General features: G+C 65.2%; 15 protein-coding genes. 11 read left to right on the top strand and 4 right to left on the bottom strand.

Annotation, left to right across the window (positions count from 1 at the left end; all coding sequences use genetic code 11):
* Positions 1–125 precede the first annotated feature (125 nt).
* The 3 genes from AC1DSJ_RS20625 to AC1DSJ_RS20615 are packed head-to-tail and all read right to left on the bottom strand — an operon-like array spanning position 126 to position 7,542.
* Positions 126–3,233, bottom strand: a complete 3,108-nt coding sequence (locus tag AC1DSJ_RS20625; RefSeq protein WP_441372030.1) for an efflux RND transporter permease subunit — start codon at positions 3,231–3,233, stop codon at positions 126–128.
* On the bottom strand, positions 3,230–6,340 hold the full coding sequence (locus AC1DSJ_RS20620; RefSeq protein WP_441372029.1) for a multidrug efflux RND transporter permease subunit: 3,111 nt from the start codon (positions 6,338–6,340) through the stop codon (positions 3,230–3,232). Before AC1DSJ_RS20620 ends, AC1DSJ_RS20625 begins: the two co-directional genes overlap by 4 nt.
* A gap of 20 nt (positions 6,341–6,360) precedes the next feature.
* Positions 6,361–7,542 (bottom strand): efflux RND transporter periplasmic adaptor subunit, encoded by a 1,182-nt coding sequence (locus AC1DSJ_RS20615; protein WP_441372028.1) that lies wholly within the window; start codon positions 7,540–7,542, stop codon positions 6,361–6,363.
* A gap of 150 nt (positions 7,543–7,692) precedes the next feature.
* On the opposite strand from AC1DSJ_RS20615, the gene AC1DSJ_RS20610 reads away from it, so the two are divergent.
* Positions 7,693–8,640, top strand: a complete 948-nt coding sequence (locus AC1DSJ_RS20610; protein ID WP_175168555.1) for a molecular chaperone DnaJ — start codon at positions 7,693–7,695, stop codon at positions 8,638–8,640.
* 38 nt (positions 8,641–8,678) lie between these two features.
* Here the strand turns inward: AC1DSJ_RS20610 and AC1DSJ_RS20605 are convergent, their stop codons facing one another.
* Positions 8,679–9,923, bottom strand: coding sequence for an NnrS family protein (locus tag AC1DSJ_RS20605; protein ID WP_441372027.1), 1,245 nt, complete (start codon positions 9,921–9,923; stop codon positions 8,679–8,681).
* 248 nt (positions 9,924–10,171) lie between these two features.
* Between AC1DSJ_RS20605 and AC1DSJ_RS20600 the strand changes: the two genes are divergently transcribed.
* From AC1DSJ_RS20600 to mobB, 10 genes are all read left to right on the top strand, one after another.
* The gene (locus tag AC1DSJ_RS20600; RefSeq protein ID WP_175168557.1) at positions 10,172–11,434 is read left to right on the top strand and encodes an MFS transporter; all 1,263 of its coding nucleotides are present in this window, start codon (positions 10,172–10,174) and stop codon (positions 11,432–11,434) included.
* A gap of 27 nt (positions 11,435–11,461) precedes the next feature.
* On the top strand, positions 11,462–12,847 hold the full coding sequence (locus AC1DSJ_RS20595; protein ID WP_342065675.1) for a NarK family nitrate/nitrite MFS transporter: 1,386 nt from the start codon (positions 11,462–11,464) through the stop codon (positions 12,845–12,847).
* 160 nt (positions 12,848–13,007) lie between these two features.
* A complete protein-coding gene (locus tag AC1DSJ_RS20590; RefSeq protein ID WP_054427764.1) occupies positions 13,008–16,769 on the top strand; it encodes a nitrate reductase subunit alpha in 3,762 nt (1,253 codons plus the stop codon).
* Entirely contained in the window at positions 16,766–18,334 is a 1,569-nt protein-coding gene (narH, locus tag AC1DSJ_RS20585; protein ID WP_441372026.1) for a nitrate reductase subunit beta, read from the top strand. Before AC1DSJ_RS20590 ends, narH begins: the two co-directional genes overlap by 4 nt.
* A gap of 14 nt (positions 18,335–18,348) precedes the next feature.
* Positions 18,349–19,011: a nitrate reductase molybdenum cofactor assembly chaperone gene (gene narJ, locus AC1DSJ_RS20580; protein WP_054427760.1), complete on the top strand. Its 663-nt coding sequence runs from the start codon at positions 18,349–18,351 to the stop codon at positions 19,009–19,011.
* 18 nt (positions 19,012–19,029) lie between these two features.
* A complete protein-coding gene (narI, locus tag AC1DSJ_RS20575) occupies positions 19,030–19,713 on the top strand; it encodes a respiratory nitrate reductase subunit gamma (RefSeq protein WP_441372025.1) in 684 nt (227 codons plus the stop codon).
* A 23-nt stretch (positions 19,714–19,736) separates the two neighbouring features.
* Positions 19,737–20,546: a peptidylprolyl isomerase gene (locus AC1DSJ_RS20570; protein WP_441372024.1), complete on the top strand. Its 810-nt coding sequence runs from the start codon at positions 19,737–19,739 to the stop codon at positions 20,544–20,546.
* Complete coding sequence (locus tag AC1DSJ_RS20565; protein ID WP_342065739.1) at positions 20,546–21,625, top strand: GTP 3',8-cyclase MoaA; 1,080 nt, start codon at positions 20,546–20,548, stop codon at positions 21,623–21,625. The genes AC1DSJ_RS20570 and AC1DSJ_RS20565 overlap by 1 nt, the downstream gene beginning before the upstream one ends.
* A 1-nt stretch (position 21,626) precedes the next feature.
* Positions 21,627–22,286, top strand: coding sequence for a carbonic anhydrase (locus tag AC1DSJ_RS20560; RefSeq protein WP_342065673.1), 660 nt, complete (start codon positions 21,627–21,629; stop codon positions 22,284–22,286).
* The gene (mobB, locus tag AC1DSJ_RS20555) at positions 22,283–22,840 is read left to right on the top strand and encodes a molybdopterin-guanine dinucleotide biosynthesis protein B (RefSeq protein WP_175168562.1); all 558 of its coding nucleotides are present in this window, start codon (positions 22,283–22,285) and stop codon (positions 22,838–22,840) included. The genes AC1DSJ_RS20560 and mobB overlap by 4 nt, the downstream gene beginning before the upstream one ends.
* The last annotated feature ends 58 nt before the right edge of the window (positions 22,841–22,898 follow it).

Here is a 22,898-nt window from a genome sequence, read left to right as displayed (position 1 = left end):
ATTCCTTTTTATTGCGTTCAATGTCGGAATACACGCAGCGACATTACCATGGCTGCTCCGTAAATTGGGGCGCAGGTTGCGTGCGGCTGACCTAGTGCGATCAGCCTATCGGAATGGGCCGCGGTTTATGCGGTTGCACCGTTGCGTGCGCCGCGCCATTTCAGCCGTAATCGCTCCAGCCCCAAATAAACAATGGGTGTCGTATAGAGCGTCAGGAACTGGCTGATCATTAATCCGCCGACGATGGCGATGCCCAGCGGGCGTCGCAGCTCGGACCCTTCGCCCATGCCCAATACCAGAGGCAAAGCGCCTAGAAGTCCCGCCAAATTGGTCATCACAATGGGGCGCAGGCGCAGCATCGCGGCGCGGTGAATCGCCTGTTCGGGCGTCAGCCCTTCACGCCGTTCCAGGCTGAGCGCAAAGTCAATCATCAAAATGGCGTTCTTCATGACGATGCCGACAAGCAGGAACAGGCCTAGCAGCGCAATCAGGGTGAACTCGATGTTGGCAAGGCGCAACGCCAGCAGCGCGCCGACGCCCGCCGAGGGCAATGTCGACAAAATCGTCAGGGGATGCAGCGGGCTTTCATACAAGATGCCCAGCACCAGATAGATGGCGACCAGTACCGCCAGGATCAGCCAGGGCTGGTCTTGCAGGCTTTGCTGGAAGTTGCGGGCGTCGCCGCCCAGCCGCGTCTGGATCGTCGAGGGCACCATCAGCTTGGCCAGGGTGGCGTCGATGGCGGCCAACCCTTGCTCCAGCGACACGCCCGGCGCCAGCGAGAAACCCACCCCCACGGCGGCGAACAGCCCGTCGTGGAAGACGCGGTCATTGACCAGCCCGTTGTCATACGTGGCGAATGCGGTCAGCGGCACGCGTGTGCCGTCGGCAGCCACGACGTACACCTGTTCCAGCACCTCGGGGTCTTCCGTGTAGCGGGGGTCCAGCTCCAGCACCACGCGGTACTGGTTCATGGCGTCGTACAACGTGGCGACCTGGCGCTGGCTGAATGAGTTGCTGAGCACGCTGCTGATCGTGTTCATGTCCACCCCCAGCCGTTGCGCCGCGCTGCGGTCGATGTTGATCACGACCTGCTGCGTGGCGCCGTCGCCTTCGGCGTCCACATCGCGCAGTTCGGGAATGTCTTGCATGGCCTTGGAAATCTTGCGCGACCATTGCCGCAGCGCCGGCACGTCGCTGGCCATGATGGCCAGTTCGTGGTCGCCGGAATTGCCGAACCCGCCGGGCATGCGCAAGTCCTGGTCTACGTTCAAAAAGAACATGCCGCCCGGCACGGCGGGCGCATTCGTGCGCAGCCAGTTGATGACGGCGGTGGATGATTCACCGCGTTCGGCCACGGGCTTGAGCCGGATCAGGAACAGTGAATTGCTGATCCCCAGGCCGCCTCCGTTGTAGCCGATGACGTCTTGCACGGCCGGGTGTTTCAGCACCAGTTGGCGGTATTGATCAATCTTGGGCTGCATGACCTGGAAAGAGAAACCGTCATCGCCGCGTACGAAACCCATCAGCTGCCCGGTGTCTTGCACCGGCAGGAAGCCCTTGGGCGCTTCTATATATAGGTAGACGTTCAAGCCAACGACGCCAGCCAGCAGCAACAAGGTCAGGCGCGCATGGCCCAGCACGCGCGTGAGGGACTTGCCGTACCAAGCATGCGCGCGGCCGAAGGCGGCCTGCATGCGGGAAGGGCGGGGCAGGTGAGGCGATGGGCCGGCGCCCGTCGCAGGCGTGGCCGGATGCCCCCCCGGTTTGAGCCAGCGGGCGCAGAGCGCGGGAATGATCGCCACCGAGACCACCAGCGAAATCACCGTGGCGGCCACCAGCGTGATCGAAAATTCGCGGAACAGCCGTTCGACCAGGCCGCCCATGAACAGGATGGACACGAACACGACGCTTAGCGCCAGCGTCATGGCGACCAGCGTGAAGCCCACTTCGCGCACGCCGCGCAGGGCTGCCTGGCGGGGAGACAGGCCACGTTCGATGTGGCGCGAGATATTCTCCAGCACCACGATGGCGTCATCCACCACCAGGCCGGCGGCCACGATCAGCGCCATCAGCGACAGGTTGTTCAGCGAAAAGCCAAACAGGTACATGACGGCGAAGGTGGCGATCAGGCACACCGGAATCGCTACGCTGGGAATCGCTGCCGCGCGCGCATTGCCCAGGAACAGCCACACCACCAGGATGACCAGCGCCGTCGCCAGCGCCAGCGTGATGTGGGCTTCGCGCAGCGTGGCGTTGATGCCGGGTGAGCGGTCCAGCGCCACGGTCAGGTCCACGTCGGCGGGCATCAGCGCGCGCAAGCCGGGCAAGGCGTCGTTGATGGCGCCGATGGTTTCAATGATGTTGGCGCCGGTCTGGCGGCTGATCGTCAGCACCACGGCCGGGTTGTGGTTGTGAAAGCCGCTGCTATAGCGGTTTTCGACGGAATCGCTGACCTTGGCCACTTGCGATAGCCGGATCACCGCGCCGTCTTCGTGGCGCACGATCAGGCTGTTGTAGTCATGCGCGGTGCGGGGCTGCTCGGGCGTGCCGACTTCCCAGCGCTGGCCGGCCGAATCCAGCTGGCCCAGTGGGCGCATTGGCGCGGCGTTTGAGATGGCTTGGCGCACGTCGTCCAGCGCCACGCCGTAATGGGCCAGCGCGTTGGGGTTGACCTGCACACGCACGGCGGGCAGCGAGCTGCCGCCCATGGTCACTTCGCCTACGCCATTGATTTGCGACAGCTTTTGCGCCAACACGGTCGAACCCAGGTCATACAGCTGGCCGGCGGGGCGGGTGGCGGAACTGAGCGCCAGCGCCATGATGGGCGCTTGCGACGGGTTGACCTTGCGGTACGTGGGGTTGCCCGGCATGCCCGCCGGAAGCTCGGCGCGCGCCGCATTGATGGCGGCTTGCACGTCGCGGGCGGCTTCGTTGATGTCGCGGTCCAGGTCGAACTGCAACTGCACGCGGGTGGCGCCCTGGTTGCTGGACGAGGTCATGGCGCTGACGCCCGCGATGCTGCCCAGCGCCCGTTCCAGCGGCGCGGCCACGGTGCTGGCCATGCTTTCGGGGCTGGCGCCGGGTAACTCGGCGCGCACTTCAATGGTGGGGAAGTCGACTTGGGGCAGCGGCGACACGGGCAGCAGCCGCCACGCGACGGCGCCCAGCAACGTCAATGCGATCGCCAGGAAGATGCAGGCGACCGGGCGGTGCAGCAAGGCCCGGATCATGCGTCGGACCCGTCAGCGCGGGCGGTTGGCGTGGCGGGGGTGGTGGGGTGGGTGGGGTGGTTGGGAACACCGCGCCGTTGCCCCAGCCGGTGGAAGAACAGATACACGGCCGGCGTCGTGAACAGCGTCAGCACCTGGCTGACCAGCAGCCCGCCCACCATGACCCAGCCCAGCGGCTGGCGCAGTTCCGCGCCGGAGCCGGTGGCCAGCATCAGCGGCAACGCGCCGAACAAGGCGGCCAGCGTGGTCATCAGAATGGGGCGCAGGCGCAGCAGCGCCGCTTCGCGGATGGCGGCTTGCGGCGCCAGCCCGCGCGTGCGTTCGGCTTCCAGCGCGAAGTCCACCATCATGATGCCGTTCTTTTTCACCAGGCCGATCAGCAAAATGATGCCGATCACGGCAATCAGATCCAGCGGCCGGCCCGTGATCAGCAACGCCAGCAACGCACCCACGGTGGCTGACGGCAGCGTCGACAGAATGGTGATGGGGTGGATGGCGCTTTCATACAGCATGCCCAGCACCAGATACATGGTGACGACAGCGGCCAGCATCAGCCACAGCGTGTTCGACAACGACGCCTGGAACGCCGACGCCGCGCCTTGCAAGCGCAGTTCCACGCTGGGCGGCATGGCGATGTCTTGCTTGGCGGCTTCAATCGCGGCGATGGCTTCGCCCAGCGAACCGCCCGGCGGCAGGTTGAACGACAGGTTCACCGCCGGAAATTGCGACAGGTGGTTCACCGCCAGCGGCACGGCGCGTTCGCTGACGGTGGCCAGCGCCGACAGCGGAATCGCCTGGCCGTCTTCGGTTTGCAGGTGGATGCGTTCCAGCGCGTCGGGGCTTACGGCCATGGAGCGGTCCACTTCCAACACCACACGATATTGGTTCGACTGCGTGAACAGCGTCGCCACCTGGCGTTGGCCGAAGGCGTTGTACAGCGTCTGCACCACGTCGTCCATCGTCACGCCCAGGCGGGCGGCGGTGTCGCGGGACACTTGCAAATAGGCTTGGCGGCCGTCGCCTTGCAGGTCGGACGACACATCGGCCAGCGCGGGCGACTCGGCCAGGCGCTGCGTCAGCGCGTGGCTCCATTGCGTCAACAAGGCGCTGTCGGGCGACGTCAGGGTGAACTGGAACTGGCCACGGCTGACGCGGTCTTCGATGTTCAGTTCCTGCACGGGTTGCAGAAAGAGCGAAATGCCGTGAACCTCGCGGGCACGCGCATCCAGCCGCGCCATCACGTCCGCCAGCGGCGCGCTGCGTTCGCCCCAGGGCTTCAGGTTGATCAGCAGGCGGCCGGTGTTCAGCGTCGTGTTCATGCCGTCGATGCCAATGAAGGACGACAGGCTTTCTACGTCGGGGTCGGCCAAGAGGCTGGCGGCCACGGCTTGCTGGCGGCGCGACATCGCGTCAAACGATGTGCTTTGGGACGACTGCGTCACGCCTTGCAGCACGCCGCCATCCTGCACCGGGAAAAACCCTTTAGGTACGGCCAGATAGAGCAGACCGGTCAACACCACCGTACCCACCATTACCAGCAGCGTCAGGCGCTGATGGCGCAGCGTGACGTCCAGCCAGCCGGCATAGCGCGCCTGGATGCGGTCCAGCAGACCGGGGCGGGATTCCACATGCGCGGGCAACAGGCGCGCGCACATCATCGGCGTGAGCGTCAGCGACACCGCCAGAGAAATAAGGATGGCCACGGCCAGCGTGATGGCGAATTCCCGGAATAGCCGGCCGACCACGTCTTCCATGAACAGCAGCGGAATCAGCACGGCGATGAGCGACAGCGTCAGCGACACCAGCGTGAAGCCGATCTGCCCCGCGCCCTTTAACGCTGCCGACATCGGGCTATGGCCCTGTTCGCGGTAACGGGCAATGTTCTCCAGCATGACGATGGCGTCGTCCACGACGAAACCCGCGCCGATGGTCAGCGCCATCAGCGTCAGGTTATTGGTGGAAAAGCCGGCCAGGTGCATGAAGCCGAACGTGCCGATCAAGGACAGCGGCACGGCCAGGCTGGGGATCAGCGTGGCGGGCAGATTGCGCAGGAACAGAAACGTCACCAGCACAACCAAGCCCACGGCGAACACCAGTTCCCATTGCACGCCGCGTACTGATGCGCGAATGCTCTCGGTACGGTCGGTCAGAATGCGGACCTGGGCGGCGGCCGGCAGGCTGGCGGTCAGTTGCGGCAGCAGCGCCTTGACCTGGTCGGCCACGGCGATGACGTTTGCGCCCGGCTGGCGCTGGATGTTGACGAGCACGGCGGGTTGTTTGTCGACCCAGGCCGCCAGGTAGCGGTCTTCAGCGCCGTCCTCGACGGTGGCGACCTGTCCCAGCCGCACCGGCGCGCCGTTCTTCCAGGCCACGATCAGTTCGCGGTATTCGTCGGCGCTTTGCAGCTGGTCGTTCGCGTCCATGATGACCGAGCGCACCGGGCCGTCGAAGCTGCCCTTGGGCTGATTGGAATTGGCCTTGCTGATGGCTTCCTGCACGTCAGACAGTTGCAGCCCGCGCGCGGCCAACGCCATCGGGTTGACCTGCACGCGCACGGCGGGCCGCTGGCCGCCGGCCAGGCTCACCATGCCCACGCCAGACAGCTGCGACAGGCGTTGCGTCATGCGCGTGTCGACCAGGTCATAGACTTTGGGCAGCGGCAGGGAATCAGACGTTACTGCCAGCGTCAGGATCGGCACGTCGGCGGGGTTGACCTTGCGGTAGACGGGCGGCGTCGGCAAGTCGTTGGGCAGCAGCGAGCCGCTGGCGCTGATGGCGGCCTGCACTTCCTGTTCGGCCACGCCCAGCGATACATCCAAGGAAAATTGCAGCGTGATGACCGAGATGCCGCTGCCGCTGGTGGACGACATCTGCTTCAAGCCCGGTATCTGCCCGAAGCGCCGTTCCAGCGGCGCCGTTACCGCGCGCGCCGTCACGTTGGGACTCGCGCCCGGATACGGGGTCGTGACCTGGATGATGGGGTAATCAACCTGCGGCAGCGCGGCCACCGGCAGCATGCGCCAGGCCAGAATGCCCGACAGCAGCAGGGCGATCATCAGGAAGGACGTCGCCACGGGGCGCAGGATGAAGGGGCGTGACAGGCTCATGCGCGGGTCAGGGTCAACAATCAGGTTAGGGATTCAACGATCTGGACGCCGCGGCCGTCATGCAGACGGTCCACGCCTTCGACCACAACGCGTTCGGTAGGGGCGAGCCCCGCTTCCACGACGACGCGGCCGGCGTTGGCGGGGCCAAGTTGCAGCACGCGGCGGGTGGCGCGGGTGTCCTCGCCAATGACGAATACGAACGCGCCTTCCGAGCCGTACTGCACGGCGGCCGACGGAATGGTGACGGCGTTGTCTTGCTGCACCACCGCCAGCCGGATGTTCACGAACTGATTCGGAAACAGCGATTCGTCGGCGTTGTCGAAGCGGGCGCGCAGGCGCACGGTGCCGCTGGTGGTTTGAATGCGATTGTCCAGCGCTTCCAGCGTGCCTTCGGCCAGCACGCGGCGGTCGTCGGCGTCCCAGGCTTCTACGCGCAGCACGGCGGTCTTGGCTTGCGCCCGGCGCAGAATGTCGAGCCGCGTTTCCGAAATGCTGAAGATCGCGGAAATGGGCATCGTCTGCACCACCGTCGTCAGCCCGTCGGTGTCGCTCGCCCGTACATGGTTACCGGCGTCGACGCGGCGCAGCCCGATGCGGCCGTCCTGCGGCGCCACGATACGGGTGTGGTCAAGCAGGCGCTGCGCGTCGGCCACTTGGGCGCGGTTCAATTGGCGTTGCGCGAGGTAGGCGCGCACCTGGGCTTCGGCGGTGTCCAGTTGCTGCCCGGCCACGGCTTCCTGGCGGGCCAGCTTGCGGTAGCGTTGAAGGTCGGCTTGGGCGTTGTCCAGCAGTGCTTGCGTGCGAGCCAGCTCGCCTTCGGCGGCGGCCAGCGCGGTTTGATAGGGGCGGGCGTCGATCTCGGCCAGCAACTGGCCGCGCGTGACCGCCTGGCCTTCAGTGAAGTGCAGCCGCATCAATTCGCCATCCACCTGGCTGCGCAACACGACGTGCGACAGCGGCGTGATGGTGCCTAGCGCATGCAGATCGCGTTGCAGCGGGCCGACGCGCGCCGTCGCCACGCTGACCGCCACGGGAATTTGCCCGTAGTCGGGGGGGCGGGGAGCTGCGGGGCCTTTTTCTCTTGTCAGCCAGTACGCGGCCCCGATCAGCACAGCCAGCAACACAGCGGCGGTGATCAGGAACAAGCGCTTGCGTCTAGGAGTGTGGCCCGCAAAGGTGGGGTGAAACGGGGGCAGAGACATCTAGGCTGCCATTCCAGGGTGTTGCGGACAGCCGTGATTCTATATTAATAATAATGATTAGCGTTATTGATAAAGATTTTCAAGAGGGGTTTGCACGAATCGTTTAGAGTGGCGGCTAATTTCTATACCCGGTCAGCAAGGAGCAGGTCCATGGGCGAACATTCCCTAGAAAGTCCGCGTCAATATTTCGAACGTCTTCAGGCCCGGCTTGAGACGGAAAACGCCCGGTTGCAGCAGTGGGGCGCGGTGGAAGCCGAGTACCAGCGCAAGTACACCGAAGGCCTGGTGCCGCTGGAAACCCAGTTGCAGGAACTGCGCATGAAGCTCGTGCTGTGCTTTGATCACGCGCACAAGAACATGGGCTTGTCCAAGGCCGAACGCGAATTCGTGTCGGAGCTCGTCACCGAGTTCTCGGAAGAATTGCTGTTGCTGGCCGAGAAGGGCGAGTTGCCAGCTGGCTGCGACGCCGAGCGTCTGAAGACGCTGTACAAGAAGCACAGCGGCGCTGACTACGATGTGGCCGCCGTCGAAGAAACCGAAGTCGCGAAGGCCGAACTGATCGAAGCGCTGGAGCTGGACCGGGACACCGACCTATCCACGTTCACGCCCGCGCAATTGCTGCGCATCATCCAGGATCAAGCCGAGGACGACGAGGACGCCGAGGAACTCTTGGCCGTGGCGCGCGCCGCCACGCGCAGCACGACGCCCAACGCGGTGGTGTGGCAAGCGATGCAAGACGAGGAAGCGGCGCGCCGCCAGCAGGGCACAGCGGATCTGACGCCGGTGGGCGAGGTGGCCGACGACGGTCTGGCCAAGGCCAACGCCACGCTGCAAGCCCAACTGGACGAAGTGCTGCATCAAGCCAGCTACGCGGAAGAGGGCTTCAAACTGCGTTACGACCTGGACCCGTTCGCGTCGTTCGACCCGGACACGGTGCTGGAAGACCTGGACGCCGACATCGAAGACATCCAGGAATACATCCGCGAACTGGAACACGAGGTGATGCAGTTTTCAGACCAGGCGCTGCTCAAGGGCTGGCTGAAGGCGATGAAGCGCGAAATCGCGGCGATTGAACGCCGCGAAGGCCGCGAAGGGTAATTCCCGCGCCTCGCCCCGCGCGACTGGGTGCGCGCCGCTCAGGTCTGCCTGGCAACCGGCACGACCCGCAACCCAGACGCCGCCGCAGGGGCGGCGTCTGCACGTGGGCGGATCATCAGCGGAAAGAAGCGCCACAGGTACAGGCCCAGCGCCAGCACCCAGGCGGCGGTTGACGCGTGCAGCAAGCCGATGCTTGCCACGGTAGGCAGCAGGGCGGCCAAACGCAGTGCGGCGGCCAGCAGCATCAGGACGTAGCTGGCGACCATGCTGCGGTCGGTGCGCAAGGGCCGGCCCAGATGGCCGAGCGCGGTGCGCGTCACCATGCCCAGAATCAATACCGAAAAGCCTGCGACGCCGATGGCATGCGCAGGCCAGGCGGCGCGGATGACATAGCCGCCCAGGTGCGCCGCGCCGACCAGCAGGCCGATGGCCAGCCCGCCGTAACCGGCATACAGAATCCACAGCAGCGGCACGCGGCGCACGGCCCAGGGCTTCCACGACAGCCATTGCACCATCGCAATGACTCCCGTGGCGGCCAGCGCCAGCGCGGCAATGCGGGGCTGGCCCGCCAGCAGGCAAACGATGGCGGCGATGCCCGTACCCAATTGCCAGTGGCCGCTACGCGTGTGCGGGGGAATTTCCAGCCCGGCCACCGCGCGCTTGGCGAAAAACGGAATGACGCGGCGGGCGATCAGCAAGGTCAGCACCGCCATGCACAACAAGCCGGCATTGAAGTAGCGCATCAAGGCCAGGTAATCGCCCTGGACGGCGGCCCAAAGATATAGCGCGTTGGTCGCCGCCAGCCCCAGCAGCAGCACCGGCACGCCTGCGTTGCGGCGGTTGCGCGTGACCCAGACGGCGCGGCCCAATGCGGCGGCGCCCCAGACGAAGAACGCCAGGTCCGCCACCACCGCGATCAGAAAAGCCGTGCGCCCCGGCACCAGATACCCGGCACGCGCCACGACCCACAATCCGCACAGCCCGGCCAGCGCGTTGCCGCGCAAGGGGTTCTTGCCCGTCCAGTTGGCGCCCGCCGTCAGCAAAAAGCCCACGGCGATGGTGGCGACAAAGCCCCACAACATTTCGTGCGCATGCCAGAACACGCCGCCCAGCAGGCCGGTGATACGGCCGGGCGCATGCACCCATAGCCAGACGGATACCAGCGCCCAGAAGCAGCCGGCGAGATACAGGGGGCGAAACCCCATTTCGGTAAAGGCCGCCCATTGCGGACGGGGGCGGCCGGCGGGCGATCCGGGTTCTTCCAGAGTGAGTAGCGGGGGCATGGCGGTGTCTCGCCTTTAAAGGTGTATTTGAAATGCATATTAATGCGCTCAGCGGCGCGCGGCCAGTGAAAAAGCTTGATCCCGCGCAAACGCAGGCGGGATGCCGGGGTGACTAGACACATTGGCAGGGGCCGGATGGTCAGCTGGCGAATGGCCGCGGCTGGGCGGCGTGCCTAGGCTAGCCACATGTCTTCGTGAGCAAAGCGAGAGTAACCATGACAGCAGCAACATCCCCGTCCGGCAGGCCGATGCGGGTTCTGATTTCCAGCACGTTCGCCTTCACCATCTGTTTCGCCGTGTGGATGATCTTCGCGGTGCTGGGCATCCCCATCAAAGCGCAGCTTGGCTTGTCCGAAACGCAGTTCGGCCTGTTGGCCGCCATGCCGGTGCTGACGGGTTCGCTCGTGCGGGTGCCGCTGGGCATCTGGACCGACCGCTACGGCGGCCGCCCGGTGTTCTTCATTCTGATGCTGTTGGCGGTGGTGCCGATCTGGCTGCTGTCTTATGCCACCGAGTACTGGCAGTTTCTGGTGCTGGCGCTGTTCGTCGGCCTGACGGGCGGCTCGTTCTCGGTCGGCACGCCCTACGTGGCGCGCTGGTTCCCGCGCAACAAGCAGGGCTTGGCCATGGGCGTGTTCGGCGCCGGCAACTCGGGGTCAGCCATCACCAAGTTCGTGGCGCCGGCCTTGATGGCGGCTGCCGGCGGCGCGTGGGTCATCGTGCCGCAGGTGTATGCCGTAGCGCTGCTCGTCACCGCCGTGCTGTTCTGGATGTTCTCGGCGTCCGACCCCGCGCACCGCGTCACGCAACGCGCAACCTTGTCGGCGCAGTTCGCCATGCTGAAAGACCCGCGCGTCTGGCGCTACTGCCAGTACTACTCGGTGGTGTTCGGCGGCTACGTGGCGCTGGCGCTGTGGATGACCAAGTACTACATCGGCGAATACGGTTTCGACATGAAGCTGGCCGCACTGCTGGCCGCCTGCTTCTCGTTGCCGGGCGGCGTGTTGCGCGCCCTGGGCGGCTGGATCTCGGACCGCTATGGCGCCTACAAGACCACGTGGTGGGTGATGTGGGTGTGCTGGGTGGCGTTCTTCCTGTTGAGCTACCCGCAAACGGAATTCACCGTCATGACGGCCAATGGCGCAAAGAGCTTTGGCATCGCGCTGGGCCCGGTCACGTTCACCGTGCTGCTGTTTGTGGTCGGCATCGCGATGGCCATCGGCAAGGCCTCCGTCTTCAAGTTCATCTCGGACGAGTTCAGCGACAACATCGGCGCCGTGTCCGGCATCGTGGGGTTGGCGGGTGGGTTGGGCGGATTCGTGCTGCCCATTCTGTTCGGCGTGCTGCTGGACCTGACCGGCGTGCGCTCCAGCGCCTTCATGTTGCTGTACGGCACGGTCTGCGTGTCGCTGATCTTCATGCACTTCAGTTTCCGGCCGGAAAGCACGGCGCGTGGCCAGGCCAGTGCGGCCGCCGCCATCGCCGCCAACGCCCGCAAGCAGGCCGCCTGATCTCTCATTTTCCGCAAAGAGCCTCTCATGTCCACTCAAGTTCTATCCCGTTGGGAGCCGGAAAACCCCGGCTTCTGGAAGCAGACCGGCGCGCGCATCGCCAACCGCAATCTCTGGATTTCGATACCCGCCTTGATGCTGGCGTTCAGCATCTGGATGCTGTGGAGCGTGGTCGTCGTGAACCTGGACCGCGCCGGTTTCATGCTGTCGAAGAATCAGCTGTTCTGGCTGACGGCGTTGCCCGCGCTGTCGGGCGCGACCTTGCGCATCTTCTATTCGTTTCTGGTGCCGGTGTTTGGCGGGCGCAAGTGGACGGCCATTTCCACGGCCTCGCTGCTGATCCCGGCGCTTGGCATGGGTTTTGCCTTGCGTGACCCCACTACGTCGTTTCCGACCCTGCTGATCCTGGCCTTGCTGTGCGGCTTGGGCGGCGGCAACTTCAGTTCCAGCATGGCCAACATCAGCTTCTTTTTTCCCAAGGAAAAGAAGGGCTTGGCGACGGGGCTGAATGCGGGCATCGGCAATCTGGGCGTGTCGCTGGCGCAGTTCGTGGTGCCGGTCGTGATCTCGGTCGGGGTGTTCGGCGTGGCCGGTGGCGCGCCGCAGGCAATCACCGTCAACGGCGCGCAGCAGAACCTGTGGCTGCAGAACGCGGGCTTCATCTGGGTGATTCCCATCGCCATCGCGGCCATCGCCGCGTGGTTCGGCATGAACGATATCGCCGATGCGCGCGCATCGTTCGCGGACCAGGCGGTGATCTTCAAGCGCAAGCACAACTGGTTGATGTGCTGGCTGTATGTGGGCACGTTCGGGTCGTTCATCGGCTTTTCGGCGGGTTTCGCCATGTTGACGAAGACGCTGTTTCCGCAGGTGGACCCGATGACGTACGCGTTTCTGGGGCCGCTGGTGGGCTCGCTGACCCGTCCGCTAGGCGGCTGGGTGTCCGACAAGCTGGGCGGCGCGCGCGTCACGCTGTTCACCTTCGCCGGCATGATCGCCGCGGTGCTGGGCGTGGTGACGTTCCTGCCCGTGGCGGGCCAGGGCGGCGACTTCAACGGCTTTCTGGCGATGTTCATCGTGCTGTTCGCGTTGACCGGCCTGGGCAACGGCTCCACGTTCCGCATGATCCCCGTGATCTTCCTGCGCGAACGCACGCAGGCCGCGCAAGGCAAGGGCGCGGCGGGCCAGAAGCAGGCCATGAGCGAAGCGGCCAAGGAATCGGCGGCGGTGCTGGGCTTTTCGGGCGCGATTGGCGCGTATGGCGGCTTCTTCATTCCGCGCAGCTTCGGCACGTCGCTGGAGATGACGGGCGGCGTGCAGGCCGCGCTGTATTGCTTCATCGGGTTTTACGCGACCTGCATGCTGATTACGTGGTGGTACTACGCGCGCCGCAACGCACCGGTGCCGTGCTGATGGCGCGCGCGCAACCCATCACGCTTGCAGTGACTAGTCACTCTGCCGAGCTCGGGCTGTCCCACCGGCGAATGGCCGGGGGACGGACCAACGCCTACAGTGGTTTCAACGCATTGATCGCAGTACGCGCCGTTCAAACCGGCGTTCTTGGAGAAACACAATGAGTCATTTTCTGGACCGGCTGAAGTTCATGTCGCGGGTGAAATCCACCTTTGCCGATGGCCATGGCGAAACGGTCAACGAAGACCGCAAGTGGGAAAACGCCTATCGCTCGCGCTGGCAGCACGACAAGGTGGTGCGGTCGACCCACGGCGTGAACTGCACCGGGTCGTGCTCGTGGAAGGTTTACGTCAAGAACGGCTTGATCACGTGGGAAACGCAGCAGACCGACTACCCGCGCACGCGGCCCGATCTGCCCAACCACGAGCCGCGCGGCTGTCCGCGTGGCGCGTCATACAGCTGGTACGTGTATTCGGCGCAACGCGTGAAGTACCCGATGATCCGCGGCCGTCTGATGGAAATGTGGCGCGACGCCCGCAAAACCATGGACCCCATCGCCGCCTGGGAATGGATCAGCCAGAACCCCGCGCGCGCCAAGCGCTACAAGTCCGTGCGCGGCCTGGGCGGCTTCGTCCGCGCCGACTGGGACACGGCTACCGAAATCATCGCCGCCGCCAACGCGCTGACCATCAAGAAATTCGGCCCCGACCGCGTGATCGGCTTCTCGCCGATTCCGGCCATGTCCATGGTCAGCTACGCCGCCGGCGCGCGCTACCTGAGCTTGCTGGGCGGTGCCTGCCTGAGTTTCTATGACTGGTATTGCGACCTGCCGCCGGCCAGCCCGCAAATCTGGGGCGAGCAAACCGACGTGCCGGAATCGGCCGACTGGTACAACTCGACCTATCTGATGGTGTGGGGCTCGAACGTGCCGCAGACCCGCACGCCCGACGCGCACTTCTACACCGAGGTCCGCTACAAGGGCACGAAAACCGTCGCCGTTTCCAGCGACTTCGGCGAAATGGTCAAGTTCGGCGACATCTGGCTGGCGCCCAAGCAGGGCACGGACGCCGCGCTGGCCATGGCAATGGGCCATGTGATCCTGAAAGAATTCCACCTGTCGGCCAACCCGTCGCCGTACTTCCAGGACTACGTGCGGCGCTACACCGACATGCCGATGCTGGTCTTGCTGAAAGCGCGCGACGGCTTCCATGCGCCAGACCACTTCCTGCGCGCCTCGCACCTGGACGGCGCTTTAGGCGAGCAGAACAACCCCGACTGGAAGACGCTGGTGATGGACGCCCATACCGGCGACTTTGTGGCGCCCAACGGCAGCATCGGCTTTCGCTGGGGCGAGGGCGCGGTCAATGGCGGCGAGAAGGTCGGCCGCTGGAACCTGGAATCCAAGAACGGCGGCGATGGCCGCGAGATCGAGCCCACGCTCAGCCTGCTCGGCCAGAACAGTGAAACGGTCGCCGTCGGCTTTCCGTACTTCGGCAGCGAACACGACGAGCTGCTGGTGCGCAACGTGCCGGCCCGCCGCATCCGCCTGGCCGACGGTTCGGAGGCGCTGGTCGCCACCGTGTATGACCTGCAAATGGCCAACTACGGGCTGGATCGAGGCCTGGGCGGCGGCAACGTCGCGACGTCGTTTGACGACGACGTGCCTTACACGCCGGCCTGGCAGGAAAAGCACACCGGCGTGCCGCGCGCGCAGGTGATCCAGGTGGCGCGCGAATTCGCGCAGAACGCGCACGACACCGAAGGAAAATCGATGGTGATCGTGGGCGCGGGCCTGAATCACTGGTATCACATGGACATGATCTACCGCGGCATCATCAACATGCTGATGATGTGCGGCTGCGTGGGCAAAAGCGGCGGCGGCTGGGCGCATTACGTGGGCCAGGAAAAGCTGCGTCCGCAGTTCGGCTGGGCGCCGCTGGCGTTTGCGTCAGACTGGGTGCGCCCGCCGCGCCAGATGAACGGCACATCTTTCTTCTACGCGCACACGAGCCAGTGGCGTCACGAAAAGCTGAACGTGCAGGAGGTGCTTGGGCCCACGGCCGATCGCGCCAAGTACGGCGACTTGAGCATGATCGACCTGAACGCGCGCGCCGAACGCATGGGCTGGCTGCCGTCGGCCCCGCAACTGCGCACCAATCCGCTGGATCTCGTTGCCCAGGCCGATGCCGCGGGCAAGGACCCCATCGCGCATGCGGTTGAACAGCTCAAGTCCGGCGCGCTGAAGATGTCTTGCGAAGACCCGGACGACCCCGCCAACTTCCCGCGCAACATGTTTGTGTGGCGCTCGAACATCCTGGGTTCCAGCGGCAAGGGCCACGAATACTTCCTGAAGTACCTGCTGGGCACGCAGAACGCCGTGTTCGGCGACGAAGCGGCGGCCATCAAGCCCACGGAAGTGACGTATCAGGAAGACGCCGCCGAAGGCAAACTCGACTTGCTGACCGTGCTGGACTTCCGCATGAGCACCACCTGCCTGTACGGCGACATCGTGCTGCCGACCGCCACCTGGTACGAAAAAGACGACCTGAACACGTCCGACATGCACCCCTTCATTCACCCGCTGAGCGAAGCCGTGCAACCGTTGTGGGAAAGCAAGACCGACTGGGAAATCTACAAGCTGCTGGCCAAGAAGTTCAGCGAGATCGGCGGCCCCTATCTGGGCAAGCGCCGGGATCTGGTGCTGACGCCGCTGATGCACGACACCCCCGGGGAACTGGGCCAGGCGTTCGAGCCGCGCGACTGGAAGCTGGGCGAATGCGATCTGGTGCCGGGCAAGACCGCGCCGTCGATGACGGTGGTTGAGCGCGACTACAACGACATCTACCGCAAGTTCACCTCTGTTGGCCCCTTGCTGGACAAGCTGGGCAACGGCGGCAAGGGCATCAACTGGAACACCGAGCACGAAGTGCACGAGCTGGCCGGCATCAACGAAAGCGTCGGGGAAGCGGGCGTCAGCCAAGGCCGCCCGCGCCTGGACACCGCCATCGACGCGGCCGAGATGATCCTGACCTTTGCGCCCGAGACCAACGGCCATGTGTCGGTCAAGGCGTGGGAAGCGCTGGGCAAGATCACCGGGCGCGACCACACCCATCTGGCCGTGGGCCGCGAGCACGACAAGATCCGCTTTCGCGACATCCAGGCGCAGCCGCGCAAGATCATTTCAGCGCCCACGTGGTCGGGCCTGGAAAGCGAAGAGGTCAGCTACAGCGCCGGCTATACCAACGTGCACGAACTGATCCCATGGCGCACGCTGACCGGCCGCCAGCAGTTCTACCAGGACCACCGCTGGATGCTGGATTTTGGTGAAGGCTCCTGCGTGTACAAGCCCGCCATCGATACCAAGACGGTGGCGCCCATGCTGGGCAAGTATCCCAATGGCGAGAAGGAACTGGTGCTGAACTGGCTGACGCCGCATCAGAAGTGGGGCATCCACAGCACCTACTCGGACAACCTGCGCATGCTGACGTTAAGCCGGGGCGGCCCCCACGTGTGGGTGTCGGAAACCGAGGCCAAGCAAGCGGGGCTGGTCGACAACGACTGGGTCGAAGTCTTCAACGTGAACGGCACGCTGACCGCGCGGGTGGTCGTCAGCCAGCGCGTGCCAGTCGGCATGTGCCTGATGTACCACGCGCAGGAAAAGATCGTGAACGTGCCGGGCGCCGAAACCAGCGGCAAGCGCGGCGGCATCCATAACTCGGTCACGCGCACCGTGCTCAAACCCACGCACATGATCGGCGGCTATGCGCAGCAGGCTTACGGCTTTAACTACTACGGCACCGTCGGCGCCAACCGCGACGAATTCGTGGTGCTGCGCAAGATGAACAAGGTGGACTGGCTGGAAGGCCCGCTGGTCGAAGACCCGGCTGAAGACGCAACGCAACAAGAAGAGAAGCAATCATGAGGATACGCGCCCAAATCGGCATGGTGCTGAACCTGGACAAGTGCATCGGCTGCCACACATGTTCGGTTACCTGCAAGAACGTCTGGACCAGCCGCGATGGCGTTGAATACGCCTGGTTCAACAATGTGGAAACCAAGCCCGGCATCGGTTACCCCAAGGAATGGGAGAACCAGGACAAGTGGAAGGGCGGCTGGAAGCGCACCGCCGCCGGCAAGCTGGAACCGCGCCAGGGCGGCAAGCTGCGCATCCTGGCCAACCTGTTCGCCAACCCGAACCTGCCGGCCATCGACGACTACTACGAACCCTTCACCTTCGACTACGAGCACCTGCAGAACGCGCCGTTGTCGCAAACGCCGCCCACCGCGCGCCCGGTGTCGGTGCTGACCGGCAAGAAGATGGACAAGATCCATTGGGGCCCGAACTGGGAAGACGACCTGGGCGGGGAATTCAGCGCCCGCAGCCGCGACGCGCTGTTTGAGGGCGTACAGAARGAGATGTACTCGACGTTCGAGAACACCTTCATGATGTACCTGCCSCGCCTGTGCGARCACTGCCTGAACCCGGCCTGTGTCGCCAGCTGCCCGTCGGGCTCCATCTACAAGCGCGAAGACGATGGCATTGTGCTGGTCGACCAGGATAAATGCCGCGGCTGGCGCATGTGCATTTCGGGTTGCCCGTACAAGAAGATCTACTACAACTGGAGCAGCGGCAAAGCCGAGAAGTGCACCTTCTGCTATCCGCGCATTGAAGCCGGCCAGCCTACCGTGTGCTCGGAAACCTGCGTGGGCCGCATCCGCTATCTGGGCGTCATGCTGTACGACGCCGACCAGATTGAACGCGCCGCCGCCGTCGCCAGCGAGCAGGACCTGTACGAATCGCAGCTGGACCTGTTCCTGGACCCGCATTCGCCCGAGGTGATCGCCGCTGCGCGCGAACAGGGCATTCCCGAGTCGTGGCTGGAAGCGGCGCGCCAGTCGCCCGTCTACAAGATGGCCGTGCAATGGCGCGTGGCGTTCCCGCTGCACCCGGAATACCGCACCTTGCCGATGGTCTGGTACATCCCGCCGCTGTCGCCCATTCAAACCGCCGCCGAGGCCGGCCAGATGCCGCAACGCACCGTGGGCAAAAGCGCCATGATTCCAGACGTGTCCAGCCTGCGCATTCCCGTGCGCTACTTGGCCAACCTGCTCACGGCGGGCAAGGAAGCGCCCGTGCTGCAAGCGCTGGAACGCATGCTGGCCATGCGCGCTTACAAGCGGTCGGAAACCGTGCACGGCGAACGCGACACCGAACTGCTCAAGCAAGTGGGGCTGTCCGAAGAGACGGTGCAGGACATGTACAAGATCATGGCCATCGCCAACTACGAAGACCGCTTTGTGGTGCCAAGCAGCCACAAGGAAATCGTGGAAGACAGCTTCAACGAGAAGGGCAGCTGCGGCTTCACCTTTGGCAACGGCTGCTCGGGTGGCGTGTCCGAAGGCACCTTATTCGGCCGCAAGCATCAAGGCAGCGAGATCTTCATCGAGATGCCGAAGTCCCGCAAAAAGGCCGAGCTGGCCCGCTAGAAGAGGAGAACTCCATGATGCTGTACCGCTTGCTTTCCGCCTTGTTGAGCTACCCCGAGCCAGAATTGCTGGACGCGCTGAGCGACGTCGAGGCCGCCTTGGCCGCCCACCCGGACGCCGAGGAAACCCTGCAACCGCTCGTTGCCTACCTGGCCACGAACGACCTGATTACCGTGCAGGAAAACTACGTCGCCACCTTTGACCGCAACCGCTCGCATTCGCTGCACCTGTTTGAACACGTGCATGGCGAAAGCCGCGACCGCGGCCAGGCCATGGTCGACCTGCTGGACACCTACCGGCAGCACGGCTTCGAACCGGTTGTGTCAGAGCTGCCCGACCACGTGCCGCTGTTCCTGGAGTTCCTGGGCGTGATTGAACCCGCCCAGGCGCAGGACCTGCTGGACGAGGCCATCCATGTGCTGGCCGCGATTGGCTCGCGCCTGGCGCGGGGCGACAGCCCTTACGCCGCCATCTTCGCGGTGTTGCGCGCGCAGTCGCGGGTGACGCCGCGCGAACAAACCGAAGCCCCCGTGCGCGACATGGACGAGGCCATGGACACCTTCGGCGTCAGCGCCGACGGCGTGGAACCGCTGCTGCGCCCGTTCGCGGGCGATGGCGCGCAGGCGGTGCGCTTCTACCCTCGGGCGCCCGCCAATCCCAACGCCGCTAACCTTTAGTGCTCAGGACGACGCATCATGAACTCCCTGAATCAGTTCCTTTTCGGCATCTATCCCTATATTGCGTTGACGGTTTTCCTGCTGGGCAGCCTGGCGCGCTTTGAGCGCGAGCAATACACCTGGAAGACCGACAGCTCGCAGCTGCTGCATCGCGGCCAGTTGCGGCTGGGCAATATCCTGTTCCACATCGGCATCCTGGGTTTGTTCTTCGGCCACCTGGCCGGGCTGCTGACGCCCGTGGTGGTGTGGGACACGCTGGGCGTCTCGCACACGCTCAAGCAAACGGTCGCCATTGTGGCGGGCGGCGTCATGGGCGGCATCTGCCTGGTGGGCCTGCTGATCCTGATCCACCGCCGTTTGTCCGACCCCCGCATTGCCCGCAGCACGCGCCCGGGCGACAAGCTGCTGCTGTTGTGGATCTTGATCACCTTGCTGCTGGGCCTGTCCACCATCGTGCTGTCGGCCGGCCACATGGATGGCGAAATGATGGTGCGCCTGATGACGTGGGCGCAGCACATCGTGACGTTCCAGGGCGACGCGGCCAGCCACATCGCCGACGTGCCGCTGCTGTTCAAGGCGCACCTGTTCATGGGGCTGACGCTCTTCGTGATCTTCCCGTTTACGCGGCTGGTGCACGTGTGGAGCGGATTCGCCTCGGTGGCGTATCTGGGCCGTGCCTGGCAACTCGTGCGTCCGCGCTGAAACCTGTACACCGGGAGACGAACATGCCTGTCATTGTCAATGGCATCGAACTGAACGACGCCGATCTGGAACGTGAACTGCCGCTGCACGCGGACGCCAGCAACCCAATGCGCCACGCCATCACCGCGCTGGTGCTGCGCCGGGTGCTGCTGGACGAAGCGCGACGGCTTCGGGTGCAGCCGGCGTCACCGAACGACGAGCAGGGCGCGCAGGACGCGAACGAGGTCGGGGACAACGAAGACGCGATCATCACCGCCTTGCTGGCGCGGCACGCCGCCGCGCCCGTGGCGGATGACGCCGTCTGCCGCCGCTTCTATCACGCCAACCCGCAGCGCTTCTTGGTGGGTGAACTGGTTGAAGCCGATCACATCCTTTTCCAGGTGACTCCCGACGTCAACCTGGATAGGCTGCGCGCGCATGCCAACACCGTGCTGCAAGACCTGCTGGCCGATCCGTCGCGCTTCGCCCAGGTGGCGCGCGAACAATCCAACTGCCCGTCGGCGGCGGTGGGCGGCAGCCTGGGCCAATTGGGCCGGGGCGATACCGTGCCCGAATTCGAACGCGCGGTGTTCGCGCTGCCCTCGGGGGGCCTGCTGCCGCAGTTGCTGCAAACGCGGCACGGCCTGCACATTGTGCGGGTGACGCGCCGCATCGAGGGGCGCATGCTGCCTTACGAACACGTGGCCCAACAGATCGCGGCGGCGCTGTCCAACATGAGCCGCGACACCGCGTGGCGCCAGTACACCAAGCTGCTGGTCGAACAGGCTGACGTGCAGGGCATCGACCTGGAAAGCAGCGAAGCGGATCGCGTCGTGGGCGGGAGGGCAGCGTGATGGACGGGCCTGCGCCAAGATCGCTGACAGACGGGTTCGGCCGCCGCATCGACTACCTGCGCGTGTCGGTCACCGACCGCTGCGACCTGCGCTGCACCTACTGCATGCCGAAGGACTTCAAGGGCTTCGAAACGCCCGCCAACTGGCTCTCGCACGCCGAGATGGCGCGCGTGATCGGCCTGTTCGTCGGTTTGGGCGTCAGCAAGGTGCGACTGACCGGCGGTGAACCCTTGCTGCGCCGGGGCCTGCCCGAGCTGGCAGGGGCCATTGCCACGATGCCGGGGGTAACGGACCTGTCGGTATCCACCAACGGCACGCAGCTGGCGCGCCATGCGGGCGCGCTGCGGGCGGCGGGCGTGACGCGCTTGAACATCAGCCTGGACACGCTGGACGCCGACGCCTTCAGCGAGATCACCGGGCGCGATTGCCTGGCCGATGTGCTGGCTGGGCTGGCGGCCGCGCGGGACGCTGGCTTTGCGCCCATCAAGCTCAACAGCGTGGTGCACGCCGCGTCGCCGCGCGCACAGGTGCGCCGCCTGCTGGACTACGCGATCGCGCAGGGCTTCGTGCTGCGCCTGATCGAACCCATGCCCATGGGCAGCTGTGGCCAGGGCATGCGGCATACGGACTTGAACGCGCTGGGGGCGGTGCTGGCGGCCGAAGCGGGATTGGTGCCGGCGATGCCGGGGGCGGGATCGGCGGTGGGCTCGGCGGTGGGATCGGGGGCGGCATTGGGCGCGGGCGCTGGGGCGGGTTCCATGGCCCGATCAACCCCCGGCTCCGGCCCCGCCCGCTACTGGACCACTGGGCACGGCGCACCGGTGCTGGGCGTCATCACGCCCATGTCGCGCCATTTCTGCGCCGCTTGCAATCGGGTGCGGCTGGGCGTGGATGGCACCTTGTACCTGTGCCTGGGCCAGGAAGACCAGGTGCCGCTGGGCCGCATGCTGCGCGCCGGCGCGAGCGACGCGGCGCTGACCCGAGCCATCCAGGCGGGCATCGCCGCCAAACCCGAACGGCACGATTTCGTCAGCCAACCCGAGCGCATTGTGCGTTTCATGGCGCAAACGGGAGGCTGAGATGCGAGACATCGAACGCCTCGTCGACGGCTTCCAGCGCTTTCAGCAGCAGTACTACGAATCCGCGCCCGCGCTGTACCGCAACCTGCGCGACGGCCAGCACCCCAGCACCTTGCTGATCGGCTGCTGCGATTCCCGCGTGGACCCGGCGATGCTGCTGGGCTGCGACCCCGGCGACATCTTCGCGGTGCGCAACGTGGCCAACCTGGTGCCGCCGGCTCGTGCCGACCGGGGCCTGCAAGGCGTGTTGGCGGCCATTCAATTCGCCGTGGAGCAATTGCAGGTCAGCCGCATCATCGTGCTGGGCCATGCGCACTGCGGCGGTATTCGCGCGCTGATGGAGCACCGCACCCGCAGCGACGGCGAAACCGATTACCTGGAACGCTGGATGGACATCGCCGAACCCGCCCGTCAGCGCGTGCTGAGTCAAATGCCCGACGCCACCGATGCCGAACGCCGCCGGGCCTGCGAGCAGGCATCCATCCTGATATCGCTGCGCAATCTGGACGAGCTGCCTTTCGTGCGCCGTGCGGTGCAGGCGGGCAGCCTGACCTTGCACGGTTGGTATTTCGACTTGGTGGCAGGCGCATTGCTGGCATACTCACCGCGGGCGGACGCGTTCTTGCCCATCGTCTGTCCCTTGTTTTCGGAGCATGCATGAGCGCAGTGTTCGGTATCGCCGGCCGGTCCGGCAGCGGCAAAACCACCTTGATCGAGGCCATGCTGCCTCTGCTGGCCGCGCGCGGCCTGCGCGTAAGCATCATCAAGCACAGCCACCACGATTTCCAGATGGAGCCGCCCGGCAAGGACAGCGCGCGCTTTCGGCTGGCAGGCGCGCAGGAAGTGATGGTGGCGTCGCCGTACCGGTATGCGATTGTGCATGAATTGCGCAATGCGCCAGAACCCACGCTCGCCGAACAGGTGGCGCGGTTGTCGCCGGCCGATCTGGTGCTGGTGGAAGGCTTCAAGCAGGCCGCCATCCCGCGCATCGAGGTTTACCGCCCGGCGCTGGGCAAACCCCCTCTGCATACGGAAGACGGCAGTTTCCTGGCGGTGGTGACCGACGCGGCGCTGGACACCGCTTTACCCTGCCTGCCGCTGAACGACCCCGCACAAGTCGCGGACTTCGTGTGCCGCACGCTGGGGTTGGGGCAGGGGTTGGGCCAGGGATTGGGGAAAGGTGGGGCGGCCGGGTCCGGCCAGCCCGCGCACTGAAGCCGAATACACTAGCAGCCGCATCGCATCGCATCGCATCGCACCGTAAGCATTGATC

It is taken from the genome of Achromobacter sp. 01N37 (genome assembly GCF_056399725.1).
Note: the sequence above shows the minus strand (reverse complement) of the source record. Positions and strands in the feature narration are given on the sequence as shown.

What these genes read in the sequence shown, in the direction of transcription:
- AC1DSJ_RS20625 (WP_441372030.1), bottom strand. Translation starts at nt 3,233, where the DNA reads ATGATCCGGGCCTTGCTGCACCGCCCGGTCGCCTGCATCTTCCTGGCG.
- AC1DSJ_RS20620 (WP_441372029.1), bottom strand. Translation starts at nt 6,340, where the DNA reads ATGAGCCTGTCACGCCCCTTCATCCTGCGCCCCGTGGCGACGTCCTTC.
- AC1DSJ_RS20615 (WP_441372028.1), bottom strand. Translation starts at nt 7,542, where the DNA reads ATGTCTCTGCCCCCGTTTCACCCCACCTTTGCGGGCCACACTCCTAGA.
- AC1DSJ_RS20610 (WP_175168555.1), top strand. Translation starts at nt 7,693, where the DNA reads ATGGGCGAACATTCCCTAGAAAGTCCGCGTCAATATTTCGAACGTCTT.
- AC1DSJ_RS20605 (WP_441372027.1), bottom strand. Translation starts at nt 9,923, where the DNA reads ATGCCCCCGCTACTCACTCTGGAAGAACCCGGATCGCCCGCCGGCCGC.
- AC1DSJ_RS20600 (WP_175168557.1), top strand. Translation starts at nt 10,172, where the DNA reads ATGCGGGTTCTGATTTCCAGCACGTTCGCCTTCACCATCTGTTTCGCC.
- AC1DSJ_RS20595 (WP_342065675.1), top strand. Translation starts at nt 11,462, where the DNA reads ATGTCCACTCAAGTTCTATCCCGTTGGGAGCCGGAAAACCCCGGCTTC.
- AC1DSJ_RS20590 (WP_054427764.1), top strand. Translation starts at nt 13,008, where the DNA reads ATGAGTCATTTTCTGGACCGGCTGAAGTTCATGTCGCGGGTGAAATCC.
- narJ (WP_054427760.1), top strand. Translation starts at nt 18,349, where the DNA reads ATGATGCTGTACCGCTTGCTTTCCGCCTTGTTGAGCTACCCCGAGCCA.
- narI (WP_441372025.1), top strand. Translation starts at nt 19,030, where the DNA reads ATGAACTCCCTGAATCAGTTCCTTTTCGGCATCTATCCCTATATTGCG.
- AC1DSJ_RS20570 (WP_441372024.1), top strand. Translation starts at nt 19,737, where the DNA reads ATGCCTGTCATTGTCAATGGCATCGAACTGAACGACGCCGATCTGGAA.
- AC1DSJ_RS20565 (WP_342065739.1), top strand. Translation starts at nt 20,546, where the DNA reads ATGGACGGGCCTGCGCCAAGATCGCTGACAGACGGGTTCGGCCGCCGC.
- AC1DSJ_RS20560 (WP_342065673.1), top strand. Translation starts at nt 21,627, where the DNA reads ATGCGAGACATCGAACGCCTCGTCGACGGCTTCCAGCGCTTTCAGCAG.
- mobB (WP_175168562.1), top strand. Translation starts at nt 22,283, where the DNA reads ATGAGCGCAGTGTTCGGTATCGCCGGCCGGTCCGGCAGCGGCAAAACC.